The sequence below is a fragment of the Cupriavidus sp. FW306-1B-F12B genome (assembly GCF_058781795.1).
On sequence record NZ_JBYSXC010000011.1, the window covers coordinates 36,791 to 51,363 of the forward strand.

General features: G+C 62.6%; 15 protein-coding genes and 1 pseudogene. 10 read left to right on the plus strand and 6 right to left on the minus strand.

From position 1 onward, the window contains the following. The first annotated feature begins 44 nt into the window (after positions 1-44). Both AC3WLE_RS18910 and AC3WLE_RS18915 read left to right on the plus strand, forming a co-directional pair. Entirely contained in the window at positions 45-1,097 is a 1,053-nt protein-coding gene (locus tag AC3WLE_RS18910) for an RNA-guided endonuclease InsQ/TnpB family protein (RefSeq protein WP_492356674.1), read from the plus strand. 299 nt (positions 1,098-1,396) lie between these two features. Further along, complete coding sequence (locus AC3WLE_RS18915) at positions 1,397-2,314, plus strand: LysR family transcriptional regulator (RefSeq protein ID WP_492321062.1); 918 nt, start codon at positions 1,397-1,399, stop codon at positions 2,312-2,314. 98 nt (positions 2,315-2,412) lie between these two features. On the opposite strand, the gene AC3WLE_RS18920 is transcribed toward AC3WLE_RS18915, so the two are convergent. After that, entirely contained in the window at positions 2,413-3,324 is a 912-nt protein-coding gene (locus AC3WLE_RS18920; RefSeq protein ID WP_492321063.1) for a LysR family transcriptional regulator, read from the minus strand. Between the two features lie 114 nt (positions 3,325-3,438). Here AC3WLE_RS18920 and AC3WLE_RS18925 point away from each other — a divergent pair, with 114 nt between their 5' ends. After that, on the plus strand, positions 3,439-4,437 hold the full coding sequence (locus AC3WLE_RS18925; protein ID WP_492356675.1) for a tripartite tricarboxylate transporter substrate binding protein: 999 nt from the start codon (positions 3,439-3,441) through the stop codon (positions 4,435-4,437). A 7-nt stretch (positions 4,438-4,444) separates the two neighbouring features. Then, complete coding sequence (locus tag AC3WLE_RS18930; RefSeq protein ID WP_492321065.1) at positions 4,445-5,620, plus strand: M20 aminoacylase family protein; 1,176 nt, start codon at positions 4,445-4,447, stop codon at positions 5,618-5,620. A 79-nt stretch (positions 5,621-5,699) separates the two neighbouring features. Here the strand turns inward: AC3WLE_RS18930 and glnA are convergent, their stop codons facing one another. Together glnA and AC3WLE_RS18940 are read right to left on the minus strand one after the other, a co-directional pair. Further along, on the minus strand, positions 5,700-7,175 hold the full coding sequence (glnA, locus tag AC3WLE_RS18935) for a type I glutamate--ammonia ligase (protein ID WP_492352551.1): 1,476 nt from the start codon (positions 7,173-7,175) through the stop codon (positions 5,700-5,702). A 149-nt stretch (positions 7,176-7,324) separates the two neighbouring features. Further along, entirely contained in the window at positions 7,325-7,804 is a 480-nt protein-coding gene (locus AC3WLE_RS18940; protein WP_492356676.1) for a PaaI family thioesterase, read from the minus strand. 68 nt (positions 7,805-7,872) lie between these two features. On the opposite strand from AC3WLE_RS18940, the gene AC3WLE_RS18945 reads away from it, so the two are divergent. Together AC3WLE_RS18945 and AC3WLE_RS18950 are read left to right on the plus strand one after the other, a co-directional pair. Continuing rightward, positions 7,873-8,331, plus strand: a complete 459-nt coding sequence (locus tag AC3WLE_RS18945) for a MarR family winged helix-turn-helix transcriptional regulator (RefSeq protein WP_492321068.1) — start codon at positions 7,873-7,875, stop codon at positions 8,329-8,331. Positions 8,332-8,361: 30 nt separating this feature from the next. Then, entirely contained in the window at positions 8,362-8,448 is an 87-nt protein-coding gene (locus AC3WLE_RS18950; protein ID WP_492321144.1) for an excalibur calcium-binding domain-containing protein, read from the plus strand. Positions 8,449-8,527: 79 nt separating this feature from the next. Here AC3WLE_RS18950 and AC3WLE_RS18955 read toward each other — a convergent pair whose 3' ends face one another. After that, the gene (locus tag AC3WLE_RS18955) at positions 8,528-8,740 is read right to left on the minus strand and encodes a LysR substrate-binding domain-containing protein (RefSeq protein WP_492352553.1); all 213 of its coding nucleotides are present in this window, start codon (positions 8,738-8,740) and stop codon (positions 8,528-8,530) included. A 4-nt stretch (positions 8,741-8,744) separates the two neighbouring features. Here AC3WLE_RS18955 and AC3WLE_RS18960 point away from each other — a divergent pair. The 4 genes and pseudogenes from AC3WLE_RS18960 to AC3WLE_RS18975 form a co-directional block, all read left to right on the plus strand. Continuing rightward, positions 8,745-9,128, plus strand: a pseudogene (locus AC3WLE_RS18960) (pyridoxal-phosphate dependent enzyme); the annotation flags it as partial. 172 nt (positions 9,129-9,300) lie between these two features. Continuing rightward, entirely contained in the window at positions 9,301-10,008 is a 708-nt protein-coding gene (locus AC3WLE_RS18965) for a response regulator (protein ID WP_492352554.1), read from the plus strand. Positions 10,009-10,010: 2 nt separating this feature from the next. Beyond that, positions 10,011-11,930: a sensor histidine kinase gene (locus AC3WLE_RS18970; RefSeq protein WP_492356677.1), complete on the plus strand. Its 1,920-nt coding sequence runs from the start codon at positions 10,011-10,013 to the stop codon at positions 11,928-11,930. 201 nt (positions 11,931-12,131) lie between these two features. Further along, positions 12,132-12,713, plus strand: coding sequence for a cysteine hydrolase family protein (locus AC3WLE_RS18975; protein ID WP_492321071.1), 582 nt, complete (start codon positions 12,132-12,134; stop codon positions 12,711-12,713). 36 nt (positions 12,714-12,749) lie between these two features. On the opposite strand, the gene AC3WLE_RS18980 is transcribed toward AC3WLE_RS18975, so the two are convergent. Both AC3WLE_RS18980 and AC3WLE_RS18985 read right to left on the minus strand, forming a co-directional pair. Then, positions 12,750-13,190 (minus strand): nuclear transport factor 2 family protein, encoded by a 441-nt coding sequence (locus AC3WLE_RS18980; protein WP_492321072.1) that lies wholly within the window; start codon positions 13,188-13,190, stop codon positions 12,750-12,752. Positions 13,191-13,268: 78 nt separating this feature from the next. Beyond that, positions 13,269-14,408: a helix-turn-helix transcriptional regulator gene (locus tag AC3WLE_RS18985; RefSeq protein WP_492356678.1), complete on the minus strand. Its 1,140-nt coding sequence runs from the start codon at positions 14,406-14,408 to the stop codon at positions 13,269-13,271. Positions 14,409-14,573: the final 165 nt, after the last annotated feature.

The following is a 14,573-nucleotide window of genomic DNA, read 5'->3' on the forward strand; positions in this document are numbered from 1 at the left end:
GGAGTGCTGCCGGCAGCAAGCAATCCCAAATTAGAATGGCCGGCATGCTTCTCGTCTATCGCTACCGGGTGAAGTCGCTGAACGGCCTGCTCAATCAGCAGAGCCGCGCGGTGAACTACGTCTGGAACTTCTGCAATGACTCGCAGAAGCACGCGCTCAAATGGGGGAAGAAGTGGCCGAGCGGGTTCGATCTGAACGTGCTGACCACCGGCAGCAGCAAGGAACTCGGCATTCATTCCGGCACGGTCAACGCGACATGCGAGCAGTACGCGAAATCGCGCAGCCAGCATCGCCGTCCTTACTTGCGATACCGCGGTAGGAAGAGCCTTGGATGGGTGCCCATGAAGGGCCGCGATTTGAAGCGAGAGAGCGAGGCGTTTCGCTTTGCCGGGCATACCTTCCGCGTGTTCAATAGTCGCCTGTTGCCCGAAGGCAAGATCAGGGACGGCACCAACTTTGCGCAGGATTCGCGCGGGAACTGGTTTCTCAACATCGTGATAGAGGTTGCTGATATGCCGGCACGCCCGATTCAAACTGGCGTCGGCATCGATCTTGGTTTGAAGGACTTCGCGACGCTCTCGACCGGCGAGAAGCTCCCCAATGACCGCTTTGGCCGGCATGCCGCCGAACGACTGGCGAAGGCGCAGCGTGCGCGAAAGCACAAGCGGCATATTGCCAAGCTGTATGCCAAGGTGGCGAATGCCCGCGCCGACTTCCAGCACAAGCTTGCGCTCGAGCTCGTCCGGCGCTTCGATTACATCGCGGTCGGCAACGTGTCGGCTTTGAAACTCGCCAAAACTAAGATGGCGAAGAGCGTCTACGACGCATCCTGGTCGTCCTTCCGGGAGAAGCTCCGCTACAAAGCGATTGCGCACGGAGCTACGTTTGAGGAAGTGAACGAAAGCGGTTCTACCCAGTCCTGTTCGGCGTGCGGTTCGAAGGACAGCACGACGCGGCCGAAAGGTATCGCAGGACTGCGAATAAGAGAGTGGACTTGCAGTAGATGTGGTGTCGTGCATGACCGTGATACCAATGCTGCGTTAAACATTCTCCGATGCGGACGTGCATCGCCAAGTGTGGGAATCCCCTGCCTTTAGGCAGGGGAGGACGTCAACTCGATGGCTCCTGCTGTGTGTGCGCTGGAGATAGTGGGTCAAAAGCCGTTGCCTGGTAATCGATGGATTCTCAACCGTCCTTTCCTGACGGGAAAAGGTGGTCCATATTGCTGTACGGGGGCACCACCACCGGCACAACCCGCCACTTGTCGGCTATCCCAGGCGGATCAAGGCTAGCATCGAGATTCGGGAAGCCCGGCGCGCCGTTTGACAAGGCGCGAGCGGCTTACTAGCCTTTCCTGACTTTCAATCCAGTCGGCGCGCGTCGCCAGTGCAATCCGATGATCAATCCTGCCCATTTCGATCTCCAGTCCCTGCGCGTCTTCCAGCTGGTGGCCCAATGCGGCGGGCTGACGCAGGCGGCGAACAAGTCACACATGACGCTGTCGGCCCTGAGCAAACGGATCGCAGACCTTGAGCGCACGGTGGGATGCGCGCTGTTCCTGCGGGTTCGGCGCGGGCTTGAGCTGACGCCGGCTGGCCATGAGCTGGTCCAGCATGCGCGCATGGTGCTCGACAAGGTCAACCAGATGGCGGGCGAGATGAGCGACTTCGCCACCGGCGTGCGCGGACACGTCAAGGTCTGGGCCAATACGTCAGCCGTGATCCAGTTCCTTCCGCACGACCTGGCAAGCTTCCTGGCTTCGCAGCCGATGATCAGGATCAGCCTGGAGGAGCGCCTGAGCCAGGACGTGGTGGTGGCGCTGCTGTCCGGTGAAACCGATATCGGCGTGTTCGCCGACAACGTGCCCGCTTATGACATCAGGAAGTCTGTCTATCGGCGTGACCGCCTGGTCGTCCTGGTGCCTGCCGGGCATCCGCTGGCCGGGCGCTCGGAAGTGAGTTTCGACGAAACCCTGGAGTACGACTTTGTCGGCCTCAACCAGGGCAGCTCGCTGCTGCAGCGCCTGACCGACGCTGCATCGGCACTGGACAAGGTCGTGCGGCTGAGGATCCAGGTCAGCAGCTTCGATGCGATCTGCCGGATGATCGAGGCCGGCCTGGGCATCGGCGTCCTGCCGGATGGCGCGGTCCGGCCCGAACTGCTGGGTGCCGGGCTGCATGCCGTCTACCTGTCCGACGCCTGGGCCTCACGCATTCTCTGGCTGGGCGTGAGGGATGAAGCTGGTCTCCTGCCGGAGGCAAGGACGCTGCTGCAGCATCTGCGTGCAGCGGGGTCTGCCAGCGCGAGTCGTTGATGGCATGGATGTGCCGTGATGCCGGTCACCGACGGTCCACAGGACGCATTTCACCGTCAGCACGGCCTGCCAGGAGATGACGCCGCGCCGGGCGGCGGCTAGTCACGCAAATGCTCGCCCATGAATTTTCGGAATATTTCCATGCTCGGTGCCTCGGTTCGCCCCGCCAGGGTGAAGAAGGCATAGCGGGGGCCGTCATCGACCGCTGGGGTAGTGTCCAGTTCGCATAGTTTTCCTGCGGCAATCTCCGCACGCACTGCCGCGACGATGCTGAACAGTATCGCGTCGGAATCCAGCACAGCTTCGACCAGGCTCCGGACATTCTCGCACCTGAGGCTCAGGCAATGCTCCGGATCGGCGCGCGGTCCGAAGCGCTTCACGAGGTTGCGCGCGACTTCCGTGCTGAGCGGGGCGGAAGCCAGCGGATAACGCATGACATCGTCAAACGTTACAGCGTCTCCGCCGGCGGCCTGTTGCACAAGCGGATGTCCTGTGCGGCAGATAAAGCGACCCTGCAACGCGTTCAGCAACTCGTGGCGAAGGTCCGTTGCTGGCGCCACGCTGCTCACCTCCACGACGACTGCATCAAGCGATCGCTGACGCAGCTGGATCATCAGCGCATCGGAAGTACCAAGCGACACGCTGACCTGTATGCCGGGATGGTGCCTGGCCATGTATCGCAGAAACGGCGTCGCCAGCACTGCGCCCGGCCCGGCGCCCAGGCCGACGCGGATGGCACCCAGGTGGTGGTGGTGGAACAGTTCGACGCTGCGATGCAGTTCCGCTTCCTCGAACACGATGCGCCGGGCCCGGTTGGCAATCAGCTCCCCCAATGGGGTCAGCACATTGCGCTTGCCGTGCCGGTCGATCAGGCGGCCTCCCAGTTCATCCTCCAACGTCTGGATGCTCCGGCTCAGCGCGGACTGGGTCAGGTGCAGGCGTTGCGCCGCCTGGCTGAAGGACGCCATATCCGCCACCATCAGCAGATGCTTGAGATGTTTGAGATGCATTGCGCACTTCGTGATGAGATTTTTGAATAAATTTTAGTCTGATAATGCATTGGACGCATGCTTGATGGCGCTTTACGATCCGATTCCACAAGAACACGGATTGAGGAGACAGCCATGACCCGATTCAAGAACGTCGGCCGCCGTTGGCTCGGCGGCCTGGTTGCAGCACTGCTTCTTGCCGGCCTGGCGCCGGCACACGGCTTTCCTGACCGGCCGGTAACGCTGATGGTGCCGTTCCCGGCGGGGGGCCTCTCCGACGTTGTTGCCCGGAACCTGAACGGGCCCCTCGCCCGGCAGTTCGGGCAGCCGGTCATCGTCGAAAACCTCGGGGGAGCTGGTGGAGCAATTGCCGCGCAGAAGGTCCTTCACGCACCGGCCGACGGCCATTTGCTATTGCAGGCAGGGCCCGGCGAGCTCATCACTACGCCGCTGGCCAATGCCGCAATCAAATTCAGGAGCGAGGATTTCCGGCTGGTGCATATGGTCGGCGCGGTCGATCTTGCCATCCTGGTGCGCAGGGATCTGCCGGTAAAGGATGTCGACGAACTGGCCGCCTATGCCGCGCAGGCAGCCAAGGCCGGCAAACCACTGACGTATGCCAGCGTCGGCATCGGCTCGCTCTATCACCTCCTGGGGGCGCATATGTCCCAAACCATCGGAGCGCCGATGACTCACGTGCCTTACAAGGGCGGCGCGGCCGTGATCCAGGACCTCGTTGGCGGAATCGTCGATATCTTTATCTCGCCGTTTGGCAAGCCTGATATCGAACGCATGCGCACCGGCCAGGTCAGGATGCTGGCGGTCCTGTCGCCCACACGCGTGGATGCAGTGAAGTCGGTGCCCAGCGTCAATGAAAGCAAGGCGCTGCGGGGCTTCAACTATTCAACCTGGGCCGGGATCTTCGTGAAGAAGGACACAGCCGAGCCGGTTGTGCAGGCGGTGCACAACGCGATTGTGCATACGCTGGCCGACCCCTCGGTGCGCGCCAGCCTGGATGCCGCGAACCTGCCTGCGTCCAGGCCGGTGTCGCTTGCGGAAAGTCAGAAGGCCTATCAGCAGAGCATCGAACAATACCGCGGCATTGCCCGTGCCATCGGCTTGCAGCCGCAATAAGGACGCCATGCATCCCATCCTGGCCGCGCTGCGGGATAGCGCCGAAGAGTTCGTAGCAGTTCGCCGTGACCTGCACCGGCATCCGGAACTCGGCTTCGAGGAACATCGCACCAGCGACATCGTTGCCAGCCTGCTCGCCGAATGGGGCTATGAGGTCGAGCGCGGGCTGGGGACAACGGGGGTCGTCGGCCGGCTGCGGCGCGGTTCGGGCAACCGCAGCCTTGGCATCCGCGCCGACATGGATGCCTTGCCGATGGAGGAGGCCACAGGGCTGGCCTATGCCAGCTGCCATCCTGGCGTCATGCACGCCTGCGGGCATGATGGGCATACCACCATGCTGCTTTGCGCAGCAAAGTACCTCGCCCGGCGCGGCGGTTTCAGTGGAACGCTGAACCTTATCTTCCAGCCGGCAGAGGAGGGGTTGGGCGGTGCAAAGAAGATGATGGAGGACGGACTGTTCAGGAAGTACCCTTGCGATGCCGTCTTCGCCATGCACAACGTACCGGGCACCGCATCGGGCCGTCTGCTCTTGCGTGAGGGCGCGGCGCAGGCTTCGGCCGACAACGTGACCATTACGCTGGAAGGCGTCGGTGGCCATGCAGCGATCCCACACCACGCGGCCGATCCTGTCGTGGCCGGCGCCTCCATCGTGATGGCCTTGCAGACCATCGTGGCGCGCAATGTCGATCCGCTGCAAGCGGCGGTCATTACCGTGGGCGCATTCCAGGCCGGTACCGTCTCCAATATCATTCCCTCGCATGCCGTGCTCAGGCTGAGTGTCCGCGCACTGGACCGCGATGTGCGAGAGCAGATCGAACAGCGTGTCAGGGATCTGGTATCGGCGCAGGCGCAGAGCTATGGCGTCACGGCGCAGGTCGATTATCAGCGCGGATACCCAGTCCTGGTGAATACGCCGGCTGAAACGGCGTTCGCGAGCCAGGTTGCTCTGGAGTTGCTGGGCCCGAGCCACGTCAATTGCAAGGCGTCGCCCATTGCCGCAAGTGAGGACTTTGCCTTCATGCTGGATGCCGTGCCCGGCTGCTACCTGTGGATCGGAAACGGCGAAGGCGGAATGGCCGGAGGCTGCTCGGTCCACAATCCCGGCTACGACTTCAATGACGGGAACATTGCTGTCGGTGCGGCGTATTGGGCCCTGCTATGCGAACGATTCCTCGTGGACTAATGATCGGCCGGCGGGATGCACAGTCTTCCATCACCGGCTGGGCCGCCAGCGTTCGTCGTCCCGGCGCCACCTACGGTGATCAAATGTCGAAGTAGAGCTGGAATTCCCATGGGTGCGGCCGCACCTTCAAGGTATCGATCTCGCGCGTGCGCTTGTAGTCGATCCAGGTGCTGATCAGGTCTTCAGTGAAAACATCACCTTTTCGCAGGAACGCTGAGTCGGCTTCCAGCGCGCAAAGCGACTCTTCGAGCGAACCTGGTACCTGCCGGATGCTGGCCGCTTCCTCCGGTGGCAGATCATAGATGTTCTTGTCGAGCGGGTCGCCGGGATCCGTCTGGTTTTCAATGCCGTCCAGGCCGGCGAGCAGCATTGCCGAGAAGGCTAGATAGGCATTGGCGGACGGGTCAGGACAGCGAAATTCAACGCGCCTGGCACTTGGGGAATCCGAAACCATGGGAATCCGGGCCGCGGCGGACCGGTTGCGCTGCGACATGGCCAGATTGACAGGCGCCTCGTATCCGGGCACCAGCCGCTTGTAGGAGTTCGTGCTCGGTGCGCAAAAAGCCATCAGCGCGGGGGCGTGGCTGAGCAAGCCGCCTATATACCAACGGCACATCTGGGACGTCTGCGCCCAACCGTTCTTGTCATAAAAGAGGTTCTCGGCGTCGCGCCAGAGGCTCTGGTGGCAATGCATGCCGCTCGCGTTGTCGGCAAACAGCGGCTTGGGCATGAAGGTGGCGACCTTGCCGTGGCGGCGCGCAACGTTCTTGCAGATGTACTTGTACATCATCACGTTGTCTGCCATTCGCATCAGTGGCGCAAAGCGCATGTCGATTTCGTTCTGGCCCGCCGTGGCGACCTCATGGTGATGCACCTCGACCTGGATGCCGGCCTGCATCAGCGCGAGCACGATTTCGGAGCGGATGTCCTGCAGCGTATCGCTTGGCGGCACGGGAAAATATCCTCCCTTGTAGCGCTGCTTGTAGCCGAGATTGCCGCCACCATAGGCGCCTTCGTCACGCCCCGAGGTCCATTCGCCTTCGGCGGATTCGACATGGTAGTAGCCAGAGTGCTGGTCCTGCCCGAAGCGGATGGAGTCGAAAATAAAGAATTCAAGTTCGGGACCAAGGTAGCAAACCGTGGCAAGACCGGTTTGCCGGAGGTAGAGCTCTGCCTTGCGTGCGATGTGGCGCGGATCGCGCGAATACGGCTGGTGCAGGACAGGGTCCAGCACGTCGCAGATCAGCGCCAGCGTTGGTGCTGCGCAAAACGGATCGATGAATGCCGTGGCCGGGTCAGGCCTGACCAGCATGTCGGACTCGTGGATTTCCTGGAACCCGCGAATGGAAGACCCGTCGAAACCGATGCCGGCCGAGAACAGGTCGTCGTTGACTTCCGGCAGCGTGATCGAGAAGTGCTGCCACACGCCGGGCAAGTCGGTGAACCTGAGGTCAACCACCTGGATCGCGTGCGTCCGGATCAGATCGATGACCTCGCCGGGGTTTTGTGGCGGTGCAACGTGATAGCTGCCGGGTTCTATTGAGACCATGCCCATATCCGCCTCCATCATCTGCGCGCAGCTAGTTCAACATTAGCTTGTCAGATTCCGAATGGAAAGCGCCTCACCAACCCCGCAGTCCAGCCGAATGTCTGTGGTCGCCAGCCCGACTCAAGCCGGCTTCCCCAGACATTCGCTTGGTTTGCCTATTGTTCCCGCGCAGGCGATAGCACGAGTAGCGTAGACGTGCCATGGGCCAGAACGCGCCCGTCCTTCGCAAGCACGCGAGCTTCCGCGGTAATGATCTGACGGCCGTGGCTGACAACGCGGCCTTCGACACGGACCCGGCCTGTATCGGGCTTGATCGGCCGGGAGAAATTGCCCTTTGTTTCGATAGTGGTGTAACCAGTGCCGGCGGGAAGAAGGGAGTTGGCTGCACAGCCGGTTGCGCTGTCGATGAGCGTCAGGGGCCATCCGCCGTGCACCGAACCCATTGGATTGAGCAGTCTGGACGACGGCTCGCCTTCGAACGCGGCGAATCCGTCGCCGACCTCAACTAACCAGAAGTCGAGGGCCTGTGAGATGGGCGGCTGCGGCAGGTGTCCGTCCACAATGGCTTGAAGAATTGCCCTGCCGTTCATGTTTGCGACGTCGGCGGGTGAGGCAAGGCCGTATCGATATTCCATCTCGTCAGATCTCCTCGTTGTTGGTAATATATGCAGATACAAACAATGCATCTGCATATAGTATCGGCATGCAAAAGCGAAGGCAAGGAGCCAGGACCCTGCGCGCAGACGCCGCTGCGGTTCTCGATGTCGATCTCGGCTGGTGGTCGCGCCTGTTGGCGCGCAGAATTACAGCGGAGCTGGATGAGGCGTTGGCTTCATCTGGCCTGTCCAGTACCCAATTTGGATTGATGTGCCTGATCGCGTCAGCAACGGACGACACCCTTGCCTCATTGGCGCAACGAGCCGGACTGAATCAATCGACAATGTCGAGGAATGTGGATCAGCTTGTCAGCACGGGGCTGGTGGAAGTCGTCACGTCCGAAGCGGATCGCCGCCGCCGCGCGGTGTGGTTGACAGAGGCTGGCGCCTTCAAGTTGCAGCAGGCCCTGGCGCTGTGGCAGCCAGCCCACCGTGCGTTGCGCCAAAAGCTGGGTTCAGAGTTGCACGACATGGTAGGCGAGGTCGCAGCAAGGCTGGCAGAGTAGTGGCAGAGCGCCTGACCGACAACGACGCTGTTGTGGCATCCTTCCATTTCCAAAAAGATGGATGGGGACGGCGACGGTATTCCATGTGAGACGCCGCCCCTGCAGTGCATGTTTTGACGTGCCGCTTGCTGTCCGACACCGGAACCGCGCAATGCGTCATGTGACCGACCGGCACGGGCCGTCACGAAACCAACGGCTATTGGCTTGCCCGATCATCGATCACGTGCTGCAGCGCCTGCACGAATTGCCTGACCGCTGGCGTCGCTACCTCCTCGTCGAACGCGAATTCCACGTCGAAGCGGTCAGCGACCTCAGGCAGTGGCACCAGCCGCACGGTCGGCGGACAGACGGTTGCCAGGCTTGCGGGGACAAACGCGCAACCCATCCCCGCCGAAACCAGACCGAACACGTCCGACGTGCCTGTGATCGCGGTAGAAACCGACGGTGCGGACTGCTACGCCCGCTCGGTTGCCGAAGGCAGGCCGGTGGAACTCTCACAGATCACCAGCGTGGCGATGTCGCTTGGCGCCAGGCGGCCGTGTGATGGCGCGCTCCGATGGGCGCAGCGTCACGAGATCCACAGCGTCGTTGTGTCAGACAAACAGGCGGTGGAGGCAGCGATAAGGTTTCTTGACGAACACCGCGTCCTGGTTGAGCCGGCATGCGGCGCAGCCTTGGCGGCATTGGATTGCGACACCCCGGTGCTGCAGGCGGCCTCCAGCATTGCCGTGGTGGTATGTGGCGGGGCCACGGTGACGGCACAGCAACTGCTTGACTTTGCTGCAAAGCTGGACTGAGCGGGTTTAAGGTAGCAATTTGGTAAGCTCGGCTACCCGCCGGCGAGATTCGCCCGGATTACCTGGTTCCGGGGATGCCCCTCACGGCCGATTTCTGTCAGCCTGGCGTGATCCGGAGATCGGCCAATTCCGGTGGTACAGCTAAACTCTGGCCGTGACCGCACCGTACCCCATGAGCCAACCATTGACTGACACCGGCGAATCGGTGTTGCCCGCGCCCTTGCTGGTCGTCGAGGACGAGCCACTGATGCAGACCAGGCTACGCACGATCCTGGCCACGCTCGGCTATGCCGATGAGGCCTTGTGGTTTGCCGGCAGCCTCGCCGACGCCAATGCGCTGCTAACCGCCCAGCCGTTTGCGATGGTGCTGGTTGACGTCGGGCTGCCCGACGGCAATGGCATCGACCTCATTCGCGCGTTGCACGAGCGCGATCCCGCCTTGCCAATTCTGGTAATCTCGACCTGGAACACGGAGCGCGTCATCGTGAGCGCGCTGCAGGCGGGTGCCACCGGTTACCTGCTTAAGGAGCGCGACGACCTCGAGATTTCCTTGTCGATCCGCAGTGCGCTGCGCGGCGGAGCGCCGATCGATCCTTTCGTTGCCAGGCATATCCTCGATCTGGTCGCCACGACGGCACCATTGCCCGGCGGGGCGCAAATTCATGCGCGCCGATTGGTCGGCGCGTCGCCGCTGAGCGCACGGGAAATCGAAATCCTCTCGCTGGTCGGCAAGGGCCTGACCAATCGGGAGATCGCGGATTTGCTGTCCTTGTCCAGACTGACGGTCGAATGCCACATCAGGAACATATACAAGAAGTTGGCCGTCCACTCCCGCACGCAGGCCGTTTTCGAAGCGCGTGCGCATGGCTTGTTGCGCTGATCTTGGGCGCCACGCTCCTCGCCGGCGCTGCAAACGCGCAGGAAGGGCCGGGCGCCACGGCCTTCACCCGCATAGAGGCTGCCCGATCGACCTGGCAGGGTGATAGCCCGCCGGCGGCGGGCTGGGTCACAGTGAAGCTGCCGGACGACTGGTCCTCGCGCTGGCCCGAGTTCGACGGCGTGGTCTGGTACCGGCTGAGCTGGCAATGCACAGATGCAAGCCAACCCACGGCGCTGATGCTCGCTTACCTGAATATGGCGGGGGCGGTTTATCTCAACGGCAGCTTGCTGATGCGTGACGCGAGCCTCGTCGAACCGCTCACGCGAGCCTGGAATACTCCCCGTTATCAGTTGATATCTCCGCCGTTGCTGCGGGAGGGCACCAACACGCTGCTGATTCGCGTCTCGGGGCTGTCGGCATACCAACCCGGCCTTGGACCCGTATCGGTCGCCGACCCGGACCGCCTGCGGGCCGCTTACGAACAGGCCTACCGGCTGCGTCATGACCTGCAGTTGGTCAGCCTTGCAGTCACCGTCGCGCTAGGTTGCTTCTTCTTTTCGCTCTGGGTGATGCGCCGGCAAGAAGTGACCTACGGATGGTTCAGCCTGATGTCGCTGGCCTGGTGGTGGGTGGCGCTGAATCAGGTGGCGACGAGCACCTGGCCGTTTGCCAGTACCGATGCCTGGGGGCGCGCAAATATCATCGCGCTGCTCATCTACAGTGCTGCCTTCACGATGTCCATGGTGCGCTTCTGCGAACGGCGCCTGCCGCGCATCGAAGCGGTGCTCTGGACGCTGGTAGTGTTGGGCGCGGCCGTCATGCTCGGGGCGCCGCACGGTTACCTGACCGACGTACGCAACACGCTGACGGTGGGACTGGCGTGCAATTTCTTCGCGACGTGCCTTGTATTTCTCTGCTTTGCCTGGCGCAGTGGTCGCACCGATCATCGCATCCTCTCGTTTTGCATTGCAATTTTCCTTGTCGCCGCGGTACACGACCTGCTGAGCTTTCTTGGCATCCTCAAGGACAACCTCTACTACGCAGCCCTCACTTCGCAGTTCCAGATGATCGCCATGGCGCTGGTGCTGGCCTGGCGCTTCGTCGCCAACCTGCGCCGCATTGAACGATTCAATGACGAACTGCACTGCAAGATCGACGCGGCCAAGGCGGAGCTCGCAGCCAACCTGGATCGCCAGCGCGAGTTCGAAGTCGCCAATGCGCGGCTCAGTGAACGGCTCAATCTCGCACACGACCTGCACGACGGGCTCGGCGGCACGCTCGTCAGCGGAATTGCGACACTGGAGCGCATCCCTCACGACATCCCGCCAGGCCAGGTCCTGTCGATCCTCAAGGAGCTGCGCGACGACCTGCGCATCATCATCGATGCCACCTCCAGCCAGCAGTTTGGCGAGCACGCGCTGGCGGGTCAGATCGTGCCGCTGCGGCACCGTCTTACGCGGCTGTTCGAGAGCCACGACATCGAGTGCCGGTGGCAGCTCACTGGCCTCGATCAATGCTATCTGCGGACTTCGCAAATTCTTGATGTCATGAGGACCTTGCAAGAGGCGCTGACCAATGTACTGAAGCACAGCAAGGCGAGTCGCGCGGACGTCGTCCTGCGCAATGATGCCCGGGGACTGGAGCTGGTTGTCAGCGACAACGGAATGGGCTTCGAACCCGCCGCCATCGAACGGCATCCGGGCACCGGCATGCGCAGCATGCGCGCGCGTACCCGGCGTCTAGGCGGGACGCTCAGCGTGCGATCCACAGGGGAGGGGACTATGCTGACCGTGCGTATCCCAATCGCGGCCGCCCTTGGGTCACCACTTGACCTGCAGCCCGGCCGATCCGGTGATCGAGTTCCTGACCCTGGCATTACCCCCCGTGGCCCAAAGCCTGCCGGCTTCGGCCATAGAGACTGATCCTCCGGTACAGGGCCGAGGTTAGGCCCGCCAGCGAGACGAACATAGTCAATGTTGAACGGGCTGTGGACGCAGTTGAACCCTCGAAGCCGGGTGCAGGTCGTTCGCTGACGATCCCACGGCCAACTTCCGTAGGCGACCCAGAACGGCCAACCGATTGGTCGTGGTAGAGTCGACCATCATTTCTTATCGTGTAGCCTTATGTCGCCACCCGTTGAGATTCCGGCAATTGTTCCCGCGCAAACCGCGCTGGTGGTCATGCACTACCAGACCGACATCCTGGCGCTATTTCCCTCGGTCGCGCCCACTCTGCTCTCCAACACGCGCAAGCTGTGTGACGCCGCGCGGACCAGGGGCGTCAGCGTTTATTTCGCCAAGATCCACTTTGCTCCAGGCTATCCGGAAGTCAGTCCGTTGAACCGGAACGGGCAGGGAATCAAGCAGCTTGGTCTTTTCGTCGACGACCAGATCTCGCCGGAACTCGGCCAGCAGGCCACTGAGCCGCTGATCATCGCGCATCGCGCCAGCGTGTTCTTTGGTACCGACCTGCAGGTACGGCTTTCCGCGCAGGGTATCGATACCCTGCTCATGGTGGGCATTGCGTCAACCGGTGTGGTGCTGTCGTCGGTCGCCTATGCGAGCGATGCGGACTTCCGCTTATTCACGGTCAAGGATTGCTGCTACGACCCGGATCAGGTCGTGCACGACCATCTCTTTTCAACGGCGTTCGATTCGCGCACAACGGTGCTTTCGCTCGCTGATGCCTTGCGCTTGCTTGCCTAGCATTTCGACCTGCCAGGAATGCCGCCGTGCCATCCCTCAGGCAGACGGGAAGAGCAGATGATCGGTCAGGTTGCCCTTCAGATCGAGCATCGAATAATTCCGGCGGCTGAAGCGCCAGCGTCCCTCGACCTTTTCGAAGGCGTCATGATAGCGACCGGCTGCGATCACCTGTAGTGGGATACGCTCGGATGCCTGGAGAACCGTATAGTACGATCTGACGGTTGCCGTCAGCTTGTCCGGAGCAATCTCAATGATCGGATTGCTGATGACATGCCGGGTTCTGGGCGTTCCATCCGCATGCAATTTCACATAGGCTTGCCAGAGCTTGAGCATGGCCTCGGAACCTCGCAGCACTGCATCTCCGGTTTCGATCTCCGCATGTTCGAACAGTGCGGCGACCCCCGGCAGATCACCGGCGTCCATGCGCTCGGCATAGATGTAGAGGAGATTGGCAAGCTGCACGGCATCGTCGGTCATCGACTCGTCTCCGGTGGTTTGCGAGGATTAAAGCAGTCCGGCGCTACTCCGGCATCGTCCGCTTGGAGTACGAAGCCCTCACCCCATCCCCACCACACTGGACAGCAACATCTTCACCAGCACCGCCTGCCGCGTCGCCCCGGTCTTGGCAAAGATGCCCCGCAGGTGCGCCCGTGCCGTATTCTTTTTGACGCCGAGCCGCATCGCGGCTTCGTCCAGCGTCAGCCCGTCGACCATCAGCAAAGCCAGTTCGATCTCGGTCGGGGTCAGGTGGAACAGCTTGCGCAGGTTGGCGTGGGTGTTGCGCGGCGATCCCGCCGGGTCGCGGATGAACACCGCCACCGCGGGTCGGCGCGACTTGTCTTCGCTGCGATAGCTGAGCGGGATCGGCCGCACCAGCACGCTCAGGGGCGTGGGCGCGGCGGGCCGGCTCAGCGTGGTGACTTCGCTGCGCGGTGCGGCCAGCGCGTGGGCCTGGGCCGCGTCCTCCAGGATCTTGCGGAACCTGCGGTTCTCCACCGGGCAGTGCGCGTGCAGCGCGCCCTCCGACAGGTACAGGCCGTCGCGCGCCTGCAGCAGGCGGCCGGCGACGTCGTTGGTCCGGATGGTCCTGCCGTGCTCGTCCAGGATCACCGTGCCGACCTGCAGCCGGTCGACCGCATCCGCGTACAGGGACCGTTCGGATGCAAGCACGTCGAGCGCGGCATGCAGGTCCACTGCGCGCTTCAGGTGCGGCAGCAGGCCGTGCAGCAGTGCCTTGTCGGCCTCGCCGAAGTCCTGTCCCGCGTGGACGCGGCTGATGAACAGCGCGCATTCCACGCCGTCGGGCGTGACCAGGTTGGCCGCCAGGATATAGCGCAGGCCCAGCGGTTGAAGGTATTGCGTGTAGAACGGGTGTGCCAGCCAGCCGGCTTCGCCAAACAGTTCGTCGGCGCTGAAGAGCCGGTCCGGGTGCAGGTCCAGGAAGGGGCACAGCGCGTAGTACTGCTCGCTGTACGAGGGCTCGCCCGGCAGGTGCGGGCCGTAGTCGGAGGCATTGACGATCAGCCCCGGCCGGTCGGTGGCCGGGTGGCGCAGCACCAGCGTGACGAAGGTGGCGCCCAGGCGCTGGCGCACGCTTTCCAGGAAACTTGCCCAGGGCACGGCTTCGGTCGGGCCCTGGTAGAGCTGGGCGAGCAGGGCGCTCAGCTCGGCGGCGGGCAGGGAGGCTGGCAGCATGATGGCGGTGCGACGGTTTGCTCCCCTCTCCCGCGTGCGGGAGAGGGGCAGGGGTGAGGGCCGGCGGTGGCATACCAGCAGCCGGAACTTCGTGGACATTCCCGCCCTCACCCCAACCCTCTCCCGCAAGCGGGCGAGGGAGCGCCCAATCGGTCATGCAAAGGC

What these genes read in the sequence shown, in the direction of transcription:
- AC3WLE_RS18910 (WP_492356674.1), top strand. Translation starts at nt 45, where the DNA reads ATGCTTCTCGTCTATCGCTACCGGGTGAAGTCGCTGAACGGCCTGCTC.
- AC3WLE_RS18915 (WP_492321062.1), top strand. Translation starts at nt 1,397, where the DNA reads ATGATCAATCCTGCCCATTTCGATCTCCAGTCCCTGCGCGTCTTCCAG.
- AC3WLE_RS18920 (WP_492321063.1), bottom strand. Translation starts at nt 3,324, where the DNA reads ATGCATCTCAAACATCTCAAGCATCTGCTGATGGTGGCGGATATGGCG.
- AC3WLE_RS18925 (WP_492356675.1), top strand. Translation starts at nt 3,439, where the DNA reads ATGACCCGATTCAAGAACGTCGGCCGCCGTTGGCTCGGCGGCCTGGTT.
- AC3WLE_RS18930 (WP_492321065.1), top strand. Translation starts at nt 4,445, where the DNA reads ATGCATCCCATCCTGGCCGCGCTGCGGGATAGCGCCGAAGAGTTCGTA.
- glnA (WP_492352551.1), bottom strand. Translation starts at nt 7,175, where the DNA reads ATGGGCATGGTCTCAATAGAACCCGGCAGCTATCACGTTGCACCGCCA.
- AC3WLE_RS18940 (WP_492356676.1), bottom strand. Translation starts at nt 7,804, where the DNA reads ATGGAATATCGATACGGCCTTGCCTCACCCGCCGACGTCGCAAACATG.
- AC3WLE_RS18945 (WP_492321068.1), top strand. Translation starts at nt 7,873, where the DNA reads ATGCAAAAGCGAAGGCAAGGAGCCAGGACCCTGCGCGCAGACGCCGCT.
- AC3WLE_RS18965 (WP_492352554.1), top strand. Translation starts at nt 9,301, where the DNA reads ATGAGCCAACCATTGACTGACACCGGCGAATCGGTGTTGCCCGCGCCC.
- AC3WLE_RS18975 (WP_492321071.1), top strand. Translation starts at nt 12,132, where the DNA reads ATGTCGCCACCCGTTGAGATTCCGGCAATTGTTCCCGCGCAAACCGCG.
- AC3WLE_RS18980 (WP_492321072.1), bottom strand. Translation starts at nt 13,190, where the DNA reads ATGACCGACGATGCCGTGCAGCTTGCCAATCTCCTCTACATCTATGCC.
- AC3WLE_RS18985 (WP_492356678.1), bottom strand. Translation starts at nt 14,408, where the DNA reads ATGCTGCCAGCCTCCCTGCCCGCCGCCGAGCTGAGCGCCCTGCTCGCC.